Below are 20,520 nucleotides of genomic sequence, written 5' to 3'. Positions count from 1 at the left end.
GGCAATGAAGCTCACCCTCTGGACCTATGAGGGACCGCCGCATGTGGGCGCGATGCGTATCGCCTCCGCGATGACCGGTGTGCACTACGTGCTGCACGCCCCACAGGGCGACACCTATGCGGACCTGCTCTTCACGATGATCGAGCGGCGGGATCGTCGTCCGCCCGTGACCTACACGACCTTCCAGGCCCGCGACCTCGGCGGCGACACGGCGGAACTCTTCAAGACCGCCGCGCGCGAGGCCGTCGAGCGGTTCCGCCCTGAGGTGCTGCTGGTCGGCGCCTCCTGCACCGGCGAGTTGATCCAGGACAATCCCGAGGGCCTCACGCGCGGGCTGGACGTGCCGGTGATCGCGCTCGACTTGCCCTCGTATCAGCGCAAGGAGAACTGGGGCGCCTCCGAGACGTTCTACCAGCTCGTCCGGCGCTTCGCGGCGGGCCAGCCGTTGCCCCGCGAGGGCCGCCAGCCCTGCTGCAACCTGCTCGGACCGACCGCGCTCGGCTTCCGCCACCGCGACGACGTGCGCGAAATCGAGTCGCTGCTCGGACGCCTGGGCGTTGCCGTCAATGTGGTGGCACCGTTGAGCGCCAGCCCCGCCGATCTCGCCCGGCTCGGCGAGGCGGATTTCAACGTCGTGCTCTATCCCGAGATCGCGGACACGGCGGCGGGCTGGCTGGAGCGGCAGTTCGGACAGAAGCGGGTGAAGACGGTGCCGATCGGCGTCGGCGCCACGCGCGATTTCGTCGCCGAGGTCGCCGCACTTGCGGGCCTTTCCGCCGCCGATTGCGAGCGCAACAGCAATTTGCCCTGGTACTCGCGTTCGGTGGACGCCAACTACCTCACGGGCAAGAAGGTCTTCATCTTCGGCGACGCGACCCACGCCATTGCCGCCGCCCGCGTGGCGGTCGATGAACTTGGTTTTGCACTCGTCGGCCTCGGCACGTATTCCCGCGAATATGCGCGGGACGTGCGTCAGGCCGCAGCGTCCTACGGTGTCGAGGCGCTCATCAGCGACGACTATCTCGATGTCGAGGCGCAGATCGCGGCGACCGAGCCGGAGCTGGTGCTCGGCACGCAGATGGAGCGGCACATCTGCAAGCGGCTCGGCATTCCTTGCGCTGTCATCTCATCGCCGGTGCATGTGCAGGACTTCCCGGCGCGCTACTCGCCGCAGATGGGGTTCGAGGGCGCCAACGTGCTCTTCGACACCTGGGTCCATCCGCTCATGATGGGGCTGGAGGAACATCTGCTGGCGATGTTCCGCGAGGACAGCGAATTTGGCGAGGGCGCGGCGCCCTCTCATCTCGGCGTCACGTCCGTCCCGGCGGGGGAAGCGGTCGCCGAGGTGGCCGTTCTTGACGCGACAACATGGCTTCCCGAGGCCGATCAGGCCCTCAAGAAGATCCCGATCTTCGTTCGCGGCAAGGCTCGCCGCAACACCGAAGTCTTCGCCCGCGAACGCGGCGTGGCCAGCATCTCTCTCCAGACACTCTACGATGCGAGGGCGCATTATGCGCGCTGACTCCACGCCTTTCCGCATCGTCATCGTGACGATGGACAGCTACCTCGCCCATGCGGCGGAGGCGGCGGAAGAGATCCTGCGGCGCGACATCCCCGGCCTTGAGTTGCGTGTTCATACGGCCGACGAGTGGGGCCAGGACCCGGCGCTGCTCGACGCGTGCCTTGCCGACATCGAGCGGGGCGACATCGTCGTTGCCGCGATGCTGTTCCTCGAGGACCACATCCGCGCGGTGTTGCCGGCGCTGAAGGCGCGGCGCGATCATTGCGACGCGATGCTCGGCGTGATGTCGGCGGGCGAGGTGGTGCGCCTCACGCGGCTCGGCAAGTTCACCATGGATGCCAAAGCCGGTGGCGGCCTCGCTCTGCTGAAGCGCCTGCGCGGCAGCTCGAAGGAGGGCCGGCCCGCCAGCGGTCAAGCACAGATGAAGATGCTGCGCCGCCTGCCGACGCTGCTGAAGTTCATTCCGGGCACGGCGCAGGACGCGCGCATCTATTTCCTCGCGATGCAGTATTGGCTCGGCGGTTCCGAGACCAACCTCGTCAACATGGTGCGGTTGCTGGTGGACCGTTACGCCACTGGCGCCCGCCAAACCATCGCCGGCACTGTCCGCGCCGCCGCGCCGGTGCAGTATCCGGATGTCGGGCTTTATCATCCCGCCGTCGAGGGTGGCGTGACCACCGACCTTTCGAAGCTGCCACGTCGGGGCGGCCTTCGCGGCACCGTAGGCGTTCTGCTGCTGCGCTCCTACGTGCTCGCAGGAAATGCCGCTCATTATGCCGGTGTCATCACGGCGCTGGAGGCCCAGGGCCTGCGCGTCATCCCGGCCTTCGCCGCCGGCCTCGATGGCCGCCCGGCCATGGAGCAGTATTTCATGGCGAACGGCGTCTCCATCGTCGACGCCATCGTCTCGCTCACGGGTTTCTCGCTCGTCGGTGGCCCAGCCTACAACGATGCGAAGTCAGCCGACGAGATCCTGGCGCGCTTCGACGTGCCCTACATCACCGCCCATCCGGTCGAGTTCCAGACGCTGGAGCAATGGCAGACGGATGCGCGCGGGCTAATGCCGGTCGAGGCCGCCATGATGGTGGCGATCCCGGAGCTCGATGGCGGCATCTGGCCGATGACCTTCGGCGGCCGGTCCTCCTCCGGCGACAGCCATCGCCGGCTGATGGTCGTGCATGAGGAGCGGGCAGGGATGCTCGCTGGCCGTGTCGCCCGGCTGGTGAGCCTGCGCCGGTCCGAGCGGGCCGAGCGCCGCGTCGCGGTTGTGCTGTTCAACTTCCCGCCCAATGCCGGCAGCACCGGCACCGCTGCGTATCTCTCGGTCTTCGAGTCTCTGCACAACACGCTGCAGGCGCTGGCCGACGGCGGTTATCAGGTCGAGGTGCCGGCAACGGTCGACGCGCTGCGTGACCGCATCCTCAAGGGCAACGCGGCCCGCTTCGGCACCGATGCCAACGTCGCCGTGCGAATTCCGGCTGCCGACCATGTGCGGCGCGAGACTTGGCTCGCGGAGATCGAGAAGACCTGGGGTCCGGCTCCCGGCCGCCAGAACAGCGACGGCAGCAGCATCCAGGTGCTGGGCGAGCGTTTCGGCAACGTCTTCGTCGGCATCCAGCCCGCCTTCGGCTATGAGGGCGACCCGATGCGCCTGCTCTTCGAGCATGGCTTCGCGCCCACCCACGCCTTCTCGGCCTTCTACCGCTGGCTGCGCGAGGATTTCGCGGCCCACGCGGTGCTCCACTTCGGCACTCACGGCGCCCTGGAATTCATGCCCGGCAAGCACGCCGGTCTTTCCGAGGCCTGCTGGCCCGACCGGTTGATCGGCAACCTGCCGAACTTCTACCTCTATGCCTGCAACAATCCGTCCGAGGGTGCGCTCGCCAAGCGCCGCGCCGGTGCCGCGCTCATCAGCTACCTGACGCCGCCCGTCGGCAAGGCCGGCCTCTACCGTGGCCTGCTCGACCTCAAGACCTCGATCGACCGCTGGCGTGGGCTGGAGCCCGATGTCGACCCGACGCAGCGCTGGGACCTCGAACAGCTCATCCAGGCGCAGGCCTATCTGGTCGATCTCGCGCCGGCCGAGCCCGCCTGGACCGATGCCGTAGCCGCCATCGCGCAGCTCCGCACCGCGCTGTTGGAGCTGGAACTGACCCTCATCCCGCACGGCCTGCATGTCGTGGGCCGGGCGCCTTCCGCCGAGGCTCGGGCCGACATCATCGAGTCCGCTGGTATTACCGATCTCGCGCTGCGGAACGCGATGGACCTCGCCCTTTCGCAGGACACCGAACTCACCGCGATCCTGCACGCCCTCGACGGCGGCTATATCCGTCCGGCGCCCGGCGGCGACCTGCTCCGCACGCCGGAGGTGCTGCCGACGGGCCGTAACCTGCATGGGCTCGACCCCTTCCGCATTCCGAGCGCCGCCGCCGTGCAGGATGGCGCCCGGCAGGCTGACCGGCTGCTCGCCCGCCATGCGGCGGACGGCAATGGGCTGCCCGAGACGGTGGCGATGGTGCTTTGGGGCACCGACAACCTGAAGACCGAGGGCGGCCCGATCGCCCAGGCGCTCTGGCTGTTCGGCGCCGAACCCCGGCACGACAGCTACGGCCGCCTGACCGGCGCGCAGCTCGTTCCGCTGGAGCGGCTTGGCCGCCCCCGCGTCGATGTCGTGCTGACGCTCTCCGGGATCTTCCGTGATCTTCTGCCCCTGCAGGTCAAGCTGCTGGCCGAGGCCGCGCTGCTCGCCGCGAGCGCCGATGAGCCGGTGGAGCTCAACCATATCCGTGCCCACGCGCTCGCCTTTATGGCCGAGCACGGCGGCGATCTGGAGACGGCGGCGCTGCGGGTCTTCGGCAATGCCGAGGACGCCTACGGGTCCAACGTCAACCAGCTGATCGACAGCGGCGCCTGGAACGACGAGGACGAACTCGCCGAGGCCTTCGTCCGCCGCAAGGGCTTTGCCTACGGGATGGCCGGCCGCGCCGAGCGGCAGGACCGGGTGCTCGCGCATGTCCTCAAAGGCGTCGATGTCGCCTATCAGAACCTCGAATCGGTCGAGCTCGGCGTCACCACCGTCGACACCTACTTCGACACGCTGGGCGGGATCGCCCGCGCGGTTCGGCGGGAGCGTGGCGGCAAGGCGGCTTCCGTCTATATCGGCGACCAGACGCGCGGCGACGGGTTGGTTCGCAGCCTGTCGGAGCAGGTCTCGCTCGAGACCCGCACGCGGGCGCTCAACCCGAAATGGTACGAGGCGCTGCTCTCTCATGGCTACGAGGGCGTCCGCCAGATCGAGGCGCAGGTGACGAACACGCTCGGCTGGTCGGCGACGACCGGACAGGTGGCGCCCTGGGTCTACGAAAAGCTCAGTGAAACCTTCGTTCTCGAGCCCGGCATGCGCGAGCGGCTCTGCGCGCTCAACCCGGTCGCCTCAGCCCGGATCGCCAATCGCCTGCTCGAGGCGAACGATCGCAAATACTGGAACCCTGATCCGTCGATCCTCGAAAAGCTCCGCCAGGCGGGCGAGGCTATCGAGGACCGGCTCGAAGGCATGTCCGTGGGAGTAGCCGCATGACGATCGTCACCAAGCCCGACCTTCTCCGCAAGGCGGCCGGCTGCTCCACCTCCTGCGTGGAGGACGGCGAAGGCAGCGTGCAGGTCCGCATGGACGCGCCGCGCAAGACCGGCGCGGCCAAGGTCTTCGCCGTCTACGGCAAGGGCGGCATCGGCAAGAGCACGACCTCGTCCAATCTGTCTCTGGCCTTCGCGCGGCTCGGGCACCGGGTTCTGCAGATCGGTTGCGACCCCAAGCACGACAGCACATTCACGCTGACCAAGCGGTTGATCCCGACGGTGATCGATGTGCTGGAAGGTGTCGACTTCCACCCCGAGGAACTGCGGCCCGAAGATTTTCTCGTCCAGGGCACCGGCGGCGTCATGTGCGTCGAGGCGGGTGGCCCGCCGGCTGGCACCGGCTGCGGCGGCTACGTGGTCGGGCAGACGGTGAAGCTGTTGCGCGACCATCACCTCCTCGAGGATACCGATGTCGTCATCTTCGACGTGCTGGGCGATGTGGTCTGCGGCGGTTTCGCGGCCCCGCTGCAGCATGCCGATCAGGCGCTTATCGTCGCCGCCAATGATTTCGACAGCATCTTCGCGATGAACCGCATCGTCGCGGCGATCGCGGCCAAGGCGCGCAACTACGACGTGCGGCTCGGCGGCGTGATCGTCAACCGCAGCGCGGGCACCGATCAGGTCGACAAGTACAACGCCGCCGCTGGCCTCACGACGCTCGCACATTTCCCCGATCTCGACGCCATCCGTCGCAGCCGCCTCAAGAAGGCGACGCTCTTCGAGATGGAGGAGACGCCCGAGGTTCTCGCCGTGCAGGCCGAATACACGCGCCTCGCCGCGAGCCTCTGGGCAGGCGCCCCTAATCAGGACGCCAAGCCGCTGCGCGATCGCGACATCTTCGATCTGCTTGGGTTCGAGTGATGGCCACCACCACCTACGAGCGCCGCCGCGGCGAACTGGAAACCTACTTCGACCGCACGGCGGCGCAGGCCTGGGCGCGCCTCACCTCCGACGCGCCGGTCAGCCGCATCCGCGCGACGGTCCGCGCCGGCCGCGACGAGATGCGCGCGACCCTCCTGGGCTGGTTGCCGCAGGACCTCACTGGCTGCCGCCTGCTCGATGCCGGTTGCGGCACCGGAGCGGTGGCGGTGGAAGCCGCCCGGCGCGGTGCGGAGGTGGTCGCGGTCGACCTCGCCGGCACCCTGCTCGACCTCGCGCGGACCCGCATTCCGGCGGAGCTCGCTCATCGCGTTTCCTTCATTCCCGGCGACATGCTCGACCCGACCTTCGGCCGCTTCGACCACGTCGTCGCCATGGACTCGCTGATCCATTACCCGGCGCGGGAGATGGTGGAGGCAATCTCGGCGCTCGCCGCCCGCACCTCGACCAGCATGGTCGTCACTTTCGCGCCTCGCACTCCGGCGCTCTCGGTCATGCATGCCATGGGCCGCCTGTTTCCGCGCGGCGACCGCGCGCCCGCCATCGAGCCGGTGGGTGAGGGGGTGCTGAGCCGCCGGCTTGAGGCCGCGCTTGGTAGCTCTGGCTGGATGCGTCTGCGGACACAGCGGATCCAGAGCGGGTTCTACAAGTCCCAGGCGCTCGAAATGGTGCGGCGGTGAGCGCCACATCGCACGACACTGCGGGCTCCCGCGCGTTCCGCTTCTGGAACAAGCTCGGGCTTGGCTGGCTGCCGATCGCCGATGTGGTGTCGGAGGAACTGCCGCTGAAGCGCCTGCTGCGGCTGGCGCTGTTTCAGGTCTCCGTCGGCATGGCCATCGCGCTTGTTGTCGGCACGCTCAATCGTGTGATGATCGTGGAGCTCGGCGTCTCTGCCCGGCTGGTGGCGATCATGGTGGCGCTGCCGCTGGTCTTCGCCCCGGCGCGCGCCCTGATCGGCTTCCGCTCGGACAATCACCGTTCGCTGCTCGGCTGGCGGCGGACGCCCTATCTCTGGTTCGGCACCATGCTGCAGTTCGGCGGGCTGGCGATGATGCCCTTCGCCCTGCTGGTGCTCTCAGGCGCCGGCGGCGGGCATTGCGCGCCCTGGGTCGGTTCCTTCGCGGTGTCGGTCGCGTTCCTCCTGACAGGCGCTGGGCTGCATACGACGCAGACGGTGGGCCTCGCTCTCGCCACCGACATCGCGCCCGAGCGGTCCCGGCCGCAGGTGGTCGCGGTGCTCTGCGCCATGCTGCTGGTCGGTGTGCTCATCAGCGCGGTGCTTTTCGGAGTTCTTCTCTCGCACTTCACGGTCGAGAAGCTCATCCAGGTGATCCAGGGCGCCGCCCTGATGACGATGGTCCTGAACTGCGCCGCGCTCTGGAAGCAGGAGCCGCGCCGGGTCCTGTCGGGCGTGGCGGAGACTGCGGGCTCGTTCCGCTCGTCCATGGCCGAACTCATGGGCGAGCCGCAGGCGCGGCGCCGACTGCTCGCGGTTGCCTTCGGCACCATCGCCTTCAGCCTGCAGGACGTGTTGCTCGAGCCCTATGGCGGCCAGGTGCTCGGCCTGCCCGTGGCGGCGACGACCGCGCTGACCGCCTTGCTCGCGGTTGGCGGCCTCTGTGGCTTTGCGGGCGGGGGCTGGCTCCTGCACCGCCGGACCGATCAACACCGCGTTGCGGCGATGGGCGTGCTCGTTGGCCTGTTCGCTTTCAGCTTCGTCATCTTCGCCGCTCCCATGCATGCTCCTTGGCTCTTCGCGGTGGGCACGACACTGATCGGTGGCGGGGCGGCGTTGTTCCTCGTCGGCACGCTGTCGAGCGCGGTCGACGCGTCCGGCAAAGTCCGTGTCGGTCTCAAGCTCGGCTCCTGGGGTGCGGTGCAGGCCTTCGCCGCCGGTGCCGCCATCGCGGCCGGCGGTCTGCTACACGATACGGTCGCGCATCTGGCTCTCAGCGGCGCGCTCGGTGCGTCCGTGCTTGACTCCGCAACCGGCTACGAAGCCGTCTACGGTCTGGAGATGGTTCTCCTCTTCGCCACTCTCATCGTTCTCGGGCCGCTCGTACGCTTCTCTTATCCATCGGCGTCCACTACAGATTTTGAACATCCTTCAAGGAAGGAGCACCTCGCATGACCGGCGGTCTCGGGCACTACATCGACGCGGCCCAAATCACGCTTTACGCCTTCTGGGCGTTCTTCGCGGGCCTCATCCTCTACCTGCGGCGTGAAGATAAGCGCGAGGGCTATCCACTCGTATCCGAGTTGCTCGGTCAGACCGACATCGCGGTCGCGGAAGGCATCCCCGACGTTCCCACGCCGAAGATGTTTCGGCTGTATCATGGCGGCGTCTCCTACGCGCCGCGTCCGGAGACGCCGACAATCCCGGTCGGGGCGCGTTCGGCCGGGCTGTTCCCCGGTTCGCCGTTGGAGCCCACAGGCAATCCGCTGGTCGATGGCCTCGGGCCGGCCGCATACGCGCATCGGCTCGACGAGCCCGATCTCACCATCGACGGCAAATACAAGATCGTGCCGCTGCGTGACGGCATCCAGTACTATCTTCATCCGGCCTCGCCCGATCCGCGCGGCTGGCGGGTCGTGGCCGCCGACCGGCTCAGCCCCGGCATCATCTCGGACATCTGGCTGGACGAGATCGAGGAGGCTGTCCGCTACCTCGAGGTCGCCCTGACCCTGCCGGGCTTCGAGGGACAGCGCGTCCTCGTCCCGCACAGCTTCGTTCGTTTCCGCAAGCAGATGAGGGAGGTCTCCGTGACATCCATCCTGGCCCACCAGTTCGCGGATGTGCCGAGGACGCGCAGCGACGAATGCGTCACGCGCTTCGAGGAAGACAAGCTCGTCGGCTACTTCGGCGGCGGTCAGCTGCTCGCGACCTACGAGCGTTCGAGGCCGATGCTATGAGCGCGCCCCTCCGCGTCATCCGGGCCGGCAACACCAGCAGCCTCGGCCGGGTTCCGCACGGGCTGCCAGCTCCCCTGCCGAAGGGCGAGACCTTGCTCTGGCAGGGTGCGCCATCCTGGAAGAACGTCGCCTTCCGCGTGCTTCATGTGCGCAAGCTGACGATCTACTTCGGCATCCTCGCCGCGATCTGCCTGGTGCGTTCGATGATGGTGCAGACCCAGCAGATGTGGTGGTCGCTCTTCGCCCTGCTCTTCCTGGGCTCGGTTGCGATCGCGCTTCTCTCCACCTTCGCCTATTTCGTCGCCAAGACGACCGTCTATACGATCACCGAGAAGCGGATCGTGCTGCGCGTGGGCGTGGCCATCAGCATGAGCCTGAACCTGCCCTTCACCATGGTCGAGAACGCCGATCTGCGGCTCTTCCGGGACGGCAGCGGCGACATTCCGCTGCTCCTCGCCGGTGCGACGCGCGTTGGCTACATCACCCTCTGGCCGCATGCGCGGCCGTGGCGCACCCGGCGCGTGCAGCCGATGTTGCGCTCCGTGCCAGATGCCGCGCGCGTGGCGCAGATCCTGGCCCGCGCCCTGGCGGCGAGCGCCGGGCAGACGGTGGCGGCCTTTGACACGGCACCGGCCGCCGAAAGCGCCGAGGCCCTGGGCGGTCGCATTCCCGCGTCCGTCGCGATGACCGGAGATTGATGGTCATGAGCGCCACATCGCATCAGGACCGACCGTCGGTTCCGTACTACAAGCTGCCGTGGAGCAGGTCCTTCACCGCGCCGGCAGGTTCGCCGGGGCATCGCCGCATCGCCTGGCCGCCGGTGATCGCCGCCGCCATGGTCTTGGTGGCTGGAGGCATAATCATGCTGCCGGGCAAGCCCTTGCCGACCGGCGCCACGATCTCGGTGCGGTCCTTCCGGATCGATCAGAAGGGCGACGGCGTGATCGCGATGCGGGACGCGCGCACGGGAGCCACGCTCGACGTGCTGCAGACGAATGGTGATGGCTTCATGCGCGGGGTGCTGCACAGTATCGCGCTTCGCCGGGAGAAGGCGCACATGAGCCAGGAGACGCCCCTCACATTGACCGCGACCGGAGATGGCCGGCTGATCCTCTCCGATCCGCCGACCGACACCATGATCGACCTTGAAGCTTTCGGCTCGGCCAACGAGGCGGCTTTCGCCAGGTTGCTGCCGCACCCGGCTCAGCATGTAGCGGCTAGGGAGGCATCGCGATGAAGACCGTCGAAGCGCGTTGCCTGCTCGACCTCGAGCAGACGCCCTACAGCTTCCACGCCTATTCCGTTCCGCTGGATATCGAGATCCAGCCCGGGGACGAGGTTCTGCTGCATGATGCGCCAAGCGGCATCGGTTTCAACGAGCAGCTCGTTCGCGAATGCCGCATCACGGTGCGGCGCGCGGGGCCGCTGCGGCGCGCCTGGACGCGGGCTACCGAGATTTTCTCGCTGACCGATCTGTACGAAGTCGGCTTCGACGCGGAGGGCGCACAATGAGCACGACGCTTGAACAACGGGCCGCTCGTCTGAACGAGACGACGAAGTCCGCCGTTGAGAACACGGTCCTGAGCCCGCGCTTCTACACCACTGATTTCGACTACATGGACAAGCTGAACGTCGATCTCGTCCGTCGCGAATGGGACGGGTTGATCGCCGAGATGAGAAGCGACCCCAACCGCAACCACTTCATCCGCGACCATCGCTTCGATGGCGACATCACCACCATGGAGCCGGAACTCCGCCGCGAGTTTCTCGATTTCCTGGTGAGTTCGGTGACGGCGGAGTTTTCAGGCTGCGTGCTCTATGCCGAGATCAAGAAGCGGATCACCAATCCGGACGTGAAGGAGCTCTTCAGCGTCATGGCGCGCGACGAGGCGCGGCACGCGGGTTTCATCAACGATAGCCTCAAGGATTTCGGCGTCGGCGTCGATCTCAGCTTCCTGACGCGCACGAAGAAATATCATTACTTCAAGCCGAAGTTCATCTTCTACGCGACATACCTCTCCGAGAAGATCGGCTACGCCCGCTACATCACGATCTACCGCCAGCTGGAGCGGCACTCCGAGCACCGGATCCATCCCATCTTCCAGTGGTTCGAGAACTGGTGCGGCGACGAGTTCCGCCATGGCGAGGCATTCGCTCTGCTGATGCGTGCCGATCCGAAGCTGACCCAGGGTGTCAACAAGCTTTGGATCAGGTTTTTCCTGCTTGCCGTGTTTGCCACGATGTATGTGCGGGATCATGCTCGGCCCGTCTTCCACAAGGCGCTCGGCCTGAACCCGACCGAATACGATTACACGGTGTTCCGCATCACGCAGGACATTGCCCGCCAGGTGTTCCCGGTGGAGCTCGATATCGACGATCCGCGCTTCCGCCGCGGGTTGGAGCGCTTGCGTATTCTCGGCCTCAAAATGCAGGCGGCGAAGCGTCAGGGTTTCCTGTTCGGCCGCGCGCGGCGTCTCGCGCTGCTGGCGCAGGTGGCGGCGACGTTCGTGCGGCTTTTCCTGCTGCCGACGAAGCAGAATGCGATGCCGGCCGACGTTCGTATGGCCCCGGCCTGGTAAGCGGTCCTTGGTAGGATAGACGACATGGTCCTGTACGCGCTTCCGGCTCTCTACGCGCTGTTCATCTGGTGGTTCAGCACCGGCGTGATCATGTATCTCGACGGTCTGCCGGGGAAGACTTTCAAATGGAGCATCCTCGGCGCGACCCTCCTGATGGTGTTCTCGCTCTGGGGCGTCTATGCGAGCCGGAATGACGCGAGCATCGTGGGCGCCTATTGCGCCTTCACCTGCGGACTGCTCGCCTGGGGCTGGCAGGAAATCAGCTTCTACATGGGCTACGTCACCGGCACGCGTAAGCAGCCCTGCCCGGAGGGATGCAGCGGCTGGAAGCATTTCGGCCACGCCATCCAGACCAGCCTCTGGCATGAGCTGGCGATCATCGCCATGGGCATCGTCATCGTCGCCATCACCTGGGGGTCGAAGAACCAGATCGGCATGTGGACCTTCATGGTCCTGTGGTGGATGCATCAAAGCGCCAAGCTTAACGTCTTCCTCGGCGTGCGGAACCTCAACGAGGAGTTCCTGCCGGAGCATCTGCAGTTCCTGAAGTCCTTCCTGACCAAGAAGCCGATGAACCTGCTGTTCCCGCTCTCCATCACCATCTCGACGGTGATCCTGGTAAAGCTGGTGCAGGCGGCGGTCCAAGCCCATGGCAGCCGCTTCGATGCCGCGGGCTTCTGCTTCCTGGCCATGCTGATGGGCCTCGCCATCGTCGAGCATTGGCTGCTCATGCTGCCGCTGCCGGCCGCCGCCCTCTGGGGTTGGAGCCTCAAATCCCGCAAGGCTGCGAAGCCCTTCGATGCCGAGGTGGTTTCGGGCTTCCTTGGCGCCGGCAAGACCACCTTCATGCGCGCCCGCCTTCAAACGGCCGGCCCCCGCACCGTCGTCCTGGTCAACGATTTCGCCAGCGTCGGTGTTGACGGCTCGCTTCTGCGGGAGCGCGGGGCCGATGTGGTCGAATTACCGAATGGCTGCATCTGCTGCTCGCTCCGCAAGGATCTCGCAGCCCAGCTGAAGACGGTGGTCGCTCAGTGGGCGCCCGAGCGTGTGCTGATCGAGCCCAGTGGCGTCGCCGATCTCGCCTCGCTGCTCGGCGTGATGCGCGCGCCCGATCTCGGTCCGCTGGTGCGGAGCCTGTCTGTGACCACCGTCATAGATGGCGGCGCGTTCCTGCGCGATTATGGCCGCCTGCCGGCGCAGCTGGACGCGCAGGCGCGGCTCTCCTCGATGCTGGTGCTCAACAAGGTGGATCTCGTCGGACCTGCGGAACTGATGATGGTGGAAACGACGCTGCGCAGCCTCAACCCGACCGCGCCGATCATGCGGGCGAGTTTCGGCATTGCGGCTGCAGGACCGATCCTGCCGCTGGCGCTTACGGCCGCGCGTGAGGACCACACGACGCACGCCCACGAGCATCATGAGCATGAGCACCACGCGCATCACGACCATCATGACGATCACGAACACCACCATCACGACCATGACCATGCCCATGGGGACGCGCTGAATTTCGACTCGTGGAGCGGGCTGATCCAGGCGCCCGTCGAGCCGGAGTCTCTGCTCATGCTCCTCGATCGGCTCGCCGATGGTGCGGCCGGGGATCTCGAGCGGCTCAAGGGTATCGCCCGCATGGGGGATGGCTGGGTCCGCTTCGACATAGCCGGAGGGCGGCCCTCGATCGCGGCCTTCGCACCCAAGGGCGAGGAGACCCCGCGCGTCATCGCGATCGGGCGGCACCTGAAGGAAAGCCTTCTTGCCGACAGTTTCGGTGCGCGCAGCACCATGGACGACCTGACCGTGCCGCTTCCCGCGGTTGCCTGAACAACATCCCAGAAGGGGAGACGAGGCGATGGATTACCAGGAGTTCTTCCAGCAGCGGATCGACGGGCTGAAGCGTCACGGCAACTATCGCCGCTTCGCGGAGCTGGAACGGACGCCCGGGAAGTTCCCGCATGTTTCGCTTGCAGGCGGGCATGAGGTCACCGTCTGGTGCTCCAACGACTATCTCGGCATGGGGCAGAGTTCGCAGGTCATCGCCGCGATGCATGCGGCGCTCGACCAGAACGGTGCGGGCGCCGGCGGCACGCGCAACATCTCCGGCACCGGCACCGCCCATGTGGCGCTGGAACGTGCGCTCGCCGGGCTGCACGGCAAGGAGTCCGCACTCCTCTTCAACTCGGGCTACATGTCCAACTGGGCGAGCCTCAGCACGCTCGCTTCGCATATCCCCGGTTGCGTCGTCTTCTCCGACGCCTCCAACCACGCCTCGATGATCGAGGGCATTCGCCACAGCCGCGCGCGCTGCGAGATCTTCGCCCATAACGACGCCGCGGATCTCGAGCGCCGGATGGCGGAGTTGCCACGCGAAACGCCGAAGCTCGTCGTCTTCGAATCCGTCTATTCGATGGACGGCGACATCTCGCCCATCGCCGCGATCTGCGATGCCGCCGAGCGCCATGGCGCGATGACCTATCTCGACGAGGTTCATGCCGTCGGCATGTATGGTCCGCGCGGCGCGGGCATCGCGGCGCGGGACGGGCAGGCGCACCGGCTCACGATCATCGAGGGGACGCTCGCCAAAGGCTTCGGTGTCATCGGCGGCTACATCGCGGGCTCGGCGGCGGTGTGCGACTTCGTCCGCTCCTTCGCCTCGGGATTCATTTTCACCACCGCCTTGCCGCCTCTGGTGGCGGCGGGGGCACTCGCCGCGATCAACGAACTCGCGGATCGGGACGACCTCCGCGCCCGCCATGCAGACCGCGTGGCGCGCGTTCGCTCGGCGCTCGATGCCGAGGGCGTGCCGCACTACGCGAACCCAAGCCATATCGTGCCGGTCATCGTCGGCGACCCGGTCAAATGTCGCGCGATGACGGACATGCTGCTCGATGAGTTCGGCATCTACGTGCAGCCGATCAACTACCCGACTGTCCCGAAAGGCACCGAGCGCCTCCGTATCACGCCGTCGCCGCTGCATACCGACGCGGATATCGCGCATCTCGCGGACTCGCTCGGCCAGGTCTGGTCGGCCTTCCAGCTGCGCCGGGCCGCATGAGCGAGGTGCTCGCCGCGGCTGACACGCGTGTCGAGGCGTCCGCGCCTCGGGGCCGGCGCGTCTACCCGTTCAGCGCCATCGTCGGCCAGGCGGAGATGAAGCTCTGCCTGCTGCTGGCAGCGGTCGATCCCGGCATCGGCGGCGTGCTGGTGATGGGCGACCGCGGCACCGGCAAGTCCACGGCCGTGCGGGCGCTCGCCGGGCTGCTGCCGGCGATGCGGGTGGTGGCGGACTGCCCGTATCACTGCGATCCGGCCGCCGACATCGGCGCCTGCCCATCCTGCGCGGAAGCGGCCCCACAGGGGCGCCGCGAGCGTCTCGCACCCGTGCCGACGGTCGACCTTCCACTCGGCACGACCGAGGACCGGCTCGTCGGCGCCCTCGATCTCGAACGTGCCCTGGTCGATGGCGTGAAGCAGTTCCAGCCCGGGCTGCTCGCCCGCGCCCATCGCGGGTTCCTCTACATCGACGAGGTCAATCTGCTCGAAGACCATCTCGTCGACCTTCTGCTGGACGTGGCGGCGTCGGGCGAGAATGTGGTCGAGCGCGAGGGGCTCAGCGTTCGTCATCCAGCACGCTTCGTGCTGGTCGGCAGCGGCAACCCGGAGGAGGGCGATCTCCGCCCGCAACTGCTCGACCGCTTCGGACTGGCCGTGGAGGTATCGACACCCGGCACCGTCGCCGAGCGCGTCGAGGTTCTGCGGCGGCGCGATGCCTTCGACACCGATTCCAGCGCGTTCCTCGACCAATGGGCCGAGGCCGAGCGCGAGCTTGGCAGCCGCATCCTCGCGGCCCGCGTGCGCCTCGGCAGCATGGCGACGCCGGACGTGGTGCTGGAGTTGGCGGCCCGGCTCTGCATCGCGCTTGGCACCGATGGGCTGCGCGGCGAACTGACCCTGCTACGAGCCGCCCGTGCGCTTGCGGCCTTGGATGGCGACGAGACGATCGCGGCGGGGCACCTGCGGCGGGTTGCGCTGCCCGCGCTGCGGCACCGGCTGCGCCGCAATCCGCTGGACGAGGCTGGCGCCGGCCCCAGGGTCGAGCGCGCCCTCGCTGATCTGTTTGGCGCCGCATGAGCGATAGCTCGACCGCTGCCTCCGCCTGGACGGTCGCGACTGTCGTGGCGCGGCTCTTCGCCCACGACCCCTTCGGCACCGGCATCCAGGTGAAGGCCGCGGCCGGCCCTGTGCGGGACCGTTTCCTCGGGATGCTGCGGGCGATGATGCCGGTCGAGGCGCCTTGGAGCCGCTGTCCGGCGACCATTGCGGATGACCGGCTGCTCGGCGGCCTTGATCTCGGCGTGACCCTCGCCAGCGGCCAGGCGGCCATCGCACGCGGGTTGCTTGCCGAGGCGGATGGCGGGATCGTCGTCATCGGTTCGGCGGAGCGGCTTTCCGGCGCCACGGCGGCGCGGCTTGCCGCCATGCTCGATCTCGGCGAGGTGGCGGCCGAGCGCGACGGTTTCACGATCCGCCATCCGGCGCGTGTCGGGCTGGTTCTGCTCGATGAGGGGACCGAGGAGAGCCTGCCGCTTGGGTTGGCTGACCGGCTCGCTTTCCGCATCGAGCTTGATGGCGTGCGCTTGTCCGAAACGATGGCCGTGTCTGAAGAGGCGACGGCGCATCACGGTCCCGTCACGGCCGATGCGGCTGTGGTGGAGGCGCTTTGCGCCACCGCTGAGGCTCTGGGCATCGGTTCGGCCCGGGCCGAGTGGCTGGCGCTGCGCGTCGCGCGCGCTGCGGCGGCCTTGGACGGGCGGCATGCGATGACGGAGGCTGACGCCACACTCGCGGCTCAACTCGTGCTCGCCCATCGTGCGACCCGCGTGCCGCAAAGCGCCGGGGAGCCGGGGGCGCCTGAGCCCGAGGACGCGGCGCCGGACTTGGACAAGGGTGAGGCCGCGAACGAGGAGGCCGAGGCGCCGTCCGCGGAAGAACTGGCCATGGCGGAGGCGCTGGCTGAGGCGGTTCTGCAGGCGGCGGTGGCCTCTTTGCCGCCCGATCTTCTCGCCCAGCTTGCCGCCGGCGGCCCGGCGGATCGTCACGGCGGCCGTCAGGCTGGCCGCGTTACCGCCAAGCCGAGCGGCACGCGGCGTGGCCGGCCGATTGCCTCGCGACCGGGTCGCCCGAACAATGGCCTGCGCCTGGATGTGGTGGAGACGCTGCGTGCCGCCGCGCCATGGCAGCGGCTTCGCCGGAACGGCGCCGGCGGCCGTATCGCTTTCCGTGCCGGCGACCTCCATGTGCGTCGCTATAAGTCCGCGCCGCGCGCCACAACCGTTTTTGTCGTGGACGCCTCCGGTTCTGCTGCGCTCAACCGGCTGGCGGAGGCAAAGGGTGCGGTCGAGCTGATGCTCGCGGAATGCTATCTCCGGCGCGATCAGGTGGCACTGTTTGCCTTCCGAGGGACCGGGGCGGAGCTGCTGCTGCCGCCGACGGGAGCGCTTGCGCGGGCGCGTCGTTGCCTGGGCGCGTTGCCTGGCGGTGGCGGCACGCCGCTCGCCGCCGGCATGGAGGCGGCGCGTGCCCTTGCCGAAACCTTGCGGCGCCAGGGCGAAACGCCGAAGCTGGTGATGCTGACGGATGGGCGCGCCAACGTGGCGCTGGATGGGGTGATGGATCGCAGCCGTGCCATGGCCGATGCCGAGCGGGTCGCGCGCCATCTCCGGGCGTCCGGGCTGCCCGCGTTGGTGATCGACATTTCGCCGCGGCCGCAGCCGGAGGCGGCGCGCATCGCGGCGGCCATGGGCGCGCGGTGTCTCGTTTTACCGCGGGCGGATGCGGCGGCGGTCAGCCGTGCCGTGAGGGCCGCCGCATGATCGGCGCACCGGACTGGGGGCGGGACGGGCGAGACTGGCCGAACCGGAGCGCCAGCCGCTTCGTGCTCGCCGGTGGCTTGCGCTGGCATGTGCAGGTCATGGGGCCGGGGCTCGCCGCGCGTCGTCCGGTCATCCTGCTGCTACACGGCATGGGCGCCTCGACCCATTCCTGGCGAGACCTCGCCCCGATCCTCGCCGAGCGCTTCACTGTGGTCGCGCCTGATCTGCCCGGCCATGGCTTCACCGGCCATCCGGCACCGACGCTGATGACCTCAGATGGCATGGCGCGGTCCGTCGCGGCCATGCTCAAGGTTCTGGGCGTGCAGCCGGCCATGGTCGTCGGTCATTCCGCCGGGGCGGCTGTCGCGGCGCGGCTGATGCTGCTCCACCTCATCGCGCCGGTGCCGCTGGTCAGCCTCAACGGCGCCCTTTCGCCGATGCCGCAGCATCAGGGTGCGCTCTATTCCGTCATGGCCCGTCTCCTGTCGAACAGCCCCGCGACCGCGTGGATATTCGCGCTGCAGGCTCGGCAGGAGAAGACGGTCGACAGGCTGCTGGCCGCAACCGGCTCGCGCATCGATGCCGACGGCCGGAAGTTCTATGCCCGGCTGATGGGCCGCCCCGGCCATGTCGGTGGCGCCTTGCGGATGATGGCGCGGTGGAACCTCGACGACCTCGACCTCACGCGCCTCGATGCGCCCGTGACGCTGATCGTCGGCGACAAGGACGGCATGGTGCCGCCCGAGGATGCGACGCGGGTGGCGGCCCGGTTGCCGGACGGACGGGTGGTGCTTCTGCCCGGCCTCGGCCATCTTGCCCATGAGGAGGAGCCGGGACTGGTCGCCCGGCTGATCGAGGAGGCGGCCATCATGGATCAACCCGAGCGGGGGCAGCCGATGACGCTGGCGGACTGCGCATGACGGCCCTCTTCATGAACGGCCGCGTCATCGACCTGATCCTGATCCTCGTGCTGGCCGAGGCTGTCGGTCTGCTGCTGCTGCGCTGGGCGACCGGACGCGGCATCGCGCCCTCGGCCCTGCTCGCCAACCTCGCCGCGGGTGCCTTCCTGCTCGCGGCCCTGCGCTGCGGGATGTCGGGCGCGGGGGATGCCTGGGTCGGCCTCTGCCTCGCGGGGGCGTTGGTGGCGCATCTCACCGATCTCCGCGCCCGGTGGTTCGCATGATCGCAGCCGCAGATCTCAGCGCCTGCGCGGCGACGTTGCAGACCGGCTCGCGCTCCTTCGCGATGGCTTCGTTGTTCCTGCCGGCCCGGGTGCGCGCGCCGGCGACCGCGCTTTACGCCTTCTGCCGCGCGGCCGACGACGCCATCGATCTCAGCGACGATCAGGCCGAAGCGCTCGCGGCGCTGAGGGCGCGGCTCGACGCGATTTATGCCGGCACCACAGGAGACGCTGTGGACCGGGCCTTCGCCGCCGTCGTGGCGGATTTCGCCCTGCCGCGCGCCCTGCCGGAAGCGCTGCTCGAGGGCTTCGCCTGGGATGTCGAGGCGCGGCGCTACGACGATCTGCCGTCTCTCATCGGTTATGCGATGCGGGTTGCCGGCACCGTCGGCGTGATGATGGCGCTGCTGATGGGCACGCGTGATCCCGCCATGCTTTCCTCCGCCTGCGACCTCGGCTGCGCGATGCAGCTGACCAACATCGCCCGCGACGTGGGGGAGGACGCACGTGCCGGCCGCCTCTACCTGCCGCTCTCCTGGCTGCGGGCGGAGGGCATCGACCCCGAGGCTTGGCTTGCCGAGCCACGCTTCACGCCGGGACTTGGCCGGATCGTGGCCCGGCTGCTGGCGGAGGCCGCGCGTCTCTACGCACGGGCGGAACCTGGCATTGCCCGGCTGCCCGCCCGCTGCCGGCCCGCCATCCGGGCGGCGCGCCTGCTCTATGACGGCATCGGCGAAGCGGTGGCGCAGGCAGGGCACGATTCGGTCTCAACACGGGCCGTCGTGCCGCTGAGCCGCAAGTTGACGCTGCTTTCGGGCTGTTTCTTCGGTAGAGAGGGCGTGTTGCTGCCGCCTGCCGCCGCGAGTGACTTCCTGGTCGGAGCCGTCTGGCCGGGGCCGTCTTCGCCGCGTGCGGTCGCGCCCTGGCAGCAGGTGGATGATAGGATTGGCTGGGTGGTCGAGTTGTTCGCCCGCCTCAACGAACTGGATCGGGTCAATGGAAGCTCTGAACCCAGCGCTGTCGACCGCGCGGCCGAAGCCTAGCCGCAGTCTTCATCGCTTCGCCAACCCGGGGCAGTTCCTGCGGCTGTCTGGCCGCATCCTCCCTTGGCTGGTGGCGAGTGCCGGCATCGTGACGGTTGCGGGGCTGGTTTGGGGAATGTTCTTTTCTCCGGCCGATTGGCAGCAGGGCGACGCTGTGCGGATCATGTACGTCCATGTGCCCGCGGCCTGGCTCGCTTCGATGGGCTACGGCGCGCTCGCGATCTGCGGCTTGCTGTCCATCGTGTGGCGGCATCCCCTGGCCGATCTCGCGGCCATGGAGATCGGGCCTGTGGGTGCTGTATTCACCGCCGTCTGCCTCATCACCGGCAGCCTCTGGGGCAAGCCCATGTGGGGCGCCTGGTGGGTTTGGGACGCGCGGCTCACCTCGGTGCTCGTGCTGTTTTTCCTCTACCTCGGCCAGATCGCGCTCATCCGGGCTTTCGACAATCAGGAGCGCGGTTTTCGCGCCGCCGCCATCCTGGCGCTGGTTGGGGCGGTGAACCTCCCCATCATCAAGTTCAGCGTCGACTGGTGGAACACGCTGCACCAGCCGGACACGATCCATATCTTCAGCCAGACCACCATGCCGGCGTCCATGCTGGACCCTTTGCTGGTCTGTGCACTCGGTTTTACCCTTCTTTTCGCGGCCCTGGTGCTCGCGCGGCTGCGGGCGGCCGTGATGGAGCGGCGCATCGGGTCTCTGCTCATGGCCCGCGTGCAGCGCGCCGATGGAGTGAACGCATGACCAACCTTCCGTTCATCGCGGGCTCCTACGGGGTCGCAATCGTCGCGGCACTGGCGCTTTCCGTGAACGCCTGGTTCCGCCATGGACAGGCGAGGCGGCGGCTCGCGGCACTCGAAGCGGAAAGCCCGCGCCGCCGGGGCCGCACGCCATGAT

19 protein-coding genes are annotated in these 20,520 nt (G+C 68.1%); all 19 read left to right on the top strand.

What is annotated here, in order from left to right; translation table 11 throughout:
• The first annotated feature begins 4 nt into the window (after nucleotides 1–4).
• Genes bchB through ACOEQ1_RS07485 form a run of 19 tightly spaced genes read left to right on the top strand, consistent with a single transcriptional unit; the run spans nucleotide 5 to nucleotide 20,519 of the window.
• The gene (gene bchB / locus ACOEQ1_RS07575) at nucleotides 5–1,522 is read left to right on the top strand and encodes a ferredoxin:protochlorophyllide reductase (ATP-dependent) subunit B (protein WP_419758578.1); all 1,518 of its coding nucleotides are present in this window, start codon (nucleotides 5–7) and stop codon (nucleotides 1,520–1,522) included.
• The gene (locus ACOEQ1_RS07570; protein WP_419758577.1) at nucleotides 1,512–5,099 is read left to right on the top strand and encodes a magnesium chelatase subunit H; all 3,588 of its coding nucleotides are present in this window, start codon (nucleotides 1,512–1,514) and stop codon (nucleotides 5,097–5,099) included. Before bchB ends, ACOEQ1_RS07570 begins: the two co-directional genes overlap by 11 nt.
• Nucleotides 5,096–6,019, top strand: a complete 924-nt coding sequence (gene bchL, locus ACOEQ1_RS07565; protein ID WP_419758576.1) for a ferredoxin:protochlorophyllide reductase (ATP-dependent) iron-sulfur ATP-binding protein — start codon at nucleotides 5,096–5,098, stop codon at nucleotides 6,017–6,019. Before ACOEQ1_RS07570 ends, bchL begins: the two co-directional genes overlap by 4 nt.
• Nucleotides 6,019–6,717: a magnesium protoporphyrin IX methyltransferase gene (bchM, locus tag ACOEQ1_RS07560; protein ID WP_419758575.1), complete on the top strand. Its 699-nt coding sequence runs from the start codon at nucleotides 6,019–6,021 to the stop codon at nucleotides 6,715–6,717. The genes bchL and bchM overlap by 1 nt, the downstream gene beginning before the upstream one ends.
• On the top strand, nucleotides 6,714–8,168 hold the full coding sequence (locus ACOEQ1_RS07555; RefSeq protein ID WP_419758574.1) for a BCD family MFS transporter: 1,455 nt from the start codon (nucleotides 6,714–6,716) through the stop codon (nucleotides 8,166–8,168). Before bchM ends, ACOEQ1_RS07555 begins: the two co-directional genes overlap by 4 nt.
• Entirely contained in the window at nucleotides 8,165–8,950 is a 786-nt protein-coding gene (gene puhA, locus ACOEQ1_RS07550) for a photosynthetic reaction center subunit H (protein ID WP_419758573.1), read from the top strand. Before ACOEQ1_RS07555 ends, puhA begins: the two co-directional genes overlap by 4 nt.
• Nucleotides 8,947–9,648 (top strand): photosynthetic complex putative assembly protein PuhB, encoded by a 702-nt coding sequence (gene puhB / locus ACOEQ1_RS07545; RefSeq protein WP_419758572.1) that lies wholly within the window; start codon nucleotides 8,947–8,949, stop codon nucleotides 9,646–9,648. Before puhA ends, puhB begins: the two co-directional genes overlap by 4 nt.
• A 5-nt stretch (nucleotides 9,649–9,653) precedes the next feature.
• The gene (gene puhC / locus ACOEQ1_RS07540) at nucleotides 9,654–10,187 is read left to right on the top strand and encodes a photosynthetic complex assembly protein PuhC (RefSeq protein WP_419758571.1); all 534 of its coding nucleotides are present in this window, start codon (nucleotides 9,654–9,656) and stop codon (nucleotides 10,185–10,187) included.
• On the top strand, nucleotides 10,184–10,462 hold the full coding sequence (locus ACOEQ1_RS07535) for a hypothetical protein (protein ID WP_419758570.1): 279 nt from the start codon (nucleotides 10,184–10,186) through the stop codon (nucleotides 10,460–10,462). The genes puhC and ACOEQ1_RS07535 overlap by 4 nt, the downstream gene beginning before the upstream one ends.
• The gene (gene acsF / locus ACOEQ1_RS07530; RefSeq protein WP_419758569.1) at nucleotides 10,459–11,529 is read left to right on the top strand and encodes a magnesium-protoporphyrin IX monomethyl ester (oxidative) cyclase; all 1,071 of its coding nucleotides are present in this window, start codon (nucleotides 10,459–10,461) and stop codon (nucleotides 11,527–11,529) included. The genes ACOEQ1_RS07535 and acsF overlap by 4 nt, the downstream gene beginning before the upstream one ends.
• Before the next feature lie 24 nt (nucleotides 11,530–11,553).
• Nucleotides 11,554–13,350 carry a putative photosynthetic complex assembly protein PuhE gene (gene puhE / locus ACOEQ1_RS07525; protein WP_419758568.1) on the top strand — a complete coding sequence of 599 codons (1,797 nt, stop codon included), beginning with the start codon at nucleotides 11,554–11,556 and terminating at the stop codon, nucleotides 13,348–13,350.
• A 28-nt stretch (nucleotides 13,351–13,378) separates the two neighbouring features.
• Nucleotides 13,379–14,581 (top strand): 5-aminolevulinate synthase, encoded by a 1,203-nt coding sequence (hemA, locus tag ACOEQ1_RS07520; RefSeq protein ID WP_419758567.1) that lies wholly within the window; start codon nucleotides 13,379–13,381, stop codon nucleotides 14,579–14,581.
• On the top strand, nucleotides 14,578–15,657 hold the full coding sequence (bchI, locus tag ACOEQ1_RS07515) for a magnesium chelatase ATPase subunit I (protein WP_419758566.1): 1,080 nt from the start codon (nucleotides 14,578–14,580) through the stop codon (nucleotides 15,655–15,657). The genes hemA and bchI overlap by 4 nt, the downstream gene beginning before the upstream one ends.
• Nucleotides 15,654–17,399, top strand: coding sequence for a magnesium chelatase subunit D (locus tag ACOEQ1_RS07510; RefSeq protein WP_419758565.1), 1,746 nt, complete (start codon nucleotides 15,654–15,656; stop codon nucleotides 17,397–17,399). Before bchI ends, ACOEQ1_RS07510 begins: the two co-directional genes overlap by 4 nt.
• Nucleotides 17,396–18,319: an alpha/beta fold hydrolase BchO gene (bchO, locus tag ACOEQ1_RS07505; protein ID WP_419758564.1), complete on the top strand. Its 924-nt coding sequence runs from the start codon at nucleotides 17,396–17,398 to the stop codon at nucleotides 18,317–18,319. Before ACOEQ1_RS07510 ends, bchO begins: the two co-directional genes overlap by 4 nt.
• A complete protein-coding gene (locus tag ACOEQ1_RS07500) occupies nucleotides 18,316–18,582 on the top strand; it encodes a hypothetical protein (protein ID WP_419758563.1) in 267 nt (88 codons plus the stop codon). The genes bchO and ACOEQ1_RS07500 overlap by 4 nt, the downstream gene beginning before the upstream one ends.
• Nucleotides 18,579–19,622, top strand: a complete 1,044-nt coding sequence (locus ACOEQ1_RS07495; RefSeq protein WP_419758562.1) for a phytoene/squalene synthase family protein — start codon at nucleotides 18,579–18,581, stop codon at nucleotides 19,620–19,622. Before ACOEQ1_RS07500 ends, ACOEQ1_RS07495 begins: the two co-directional genes overlap by 4 nt.
• Nucleotides 19,576–20,367: a heme ABC transporter permease gene (locus ACOEQ1_RS07490; RefSeq protein ID WP_419758561.1), complete on the top strand. Its 792-nt coding sequence runs from the start codon at nucleotides 19,576–19,578 to the stop codon at nucleotides 20,365–20,367. The genes ACOEQ1_RS07495 and ACOEQ1_RS07490 overlap by 47 nt, the downstream gene beginning before the upstream one ends.
• Nucleotides 20,364–20,519 (top strand): hypothetical protein, encoded by a 156-nt coding sequence (locus ACOEQ1_RS07485; protein WP_419758560.1) that lies wholly within the window; start codon nucleotides 20,364–20,366, stop codon nucleotides 20,517–20,519. Before ACOEQ1_RS07490 ends, ACOEQ1_RS07485 begins: the two co-directional genes overlap by 4 nt.
• The last annotated feature ends 1 nt before the right edge of the window (nucleotide 20,520 follow it).

Source organism: Acidisoma sp. (assembly GCF_965199065.1).
Lineage (GTDB): Bacteria > Pseudomonadota > Alphaproteobacteria > Acetobacterales > Acetobacteraceae > Acidisoma.
The sequence above is the reverse complement of the archived record's forward strand: the minus strand, read 5'-3'. Positions and strand labels throughout refer to the sequence as shown.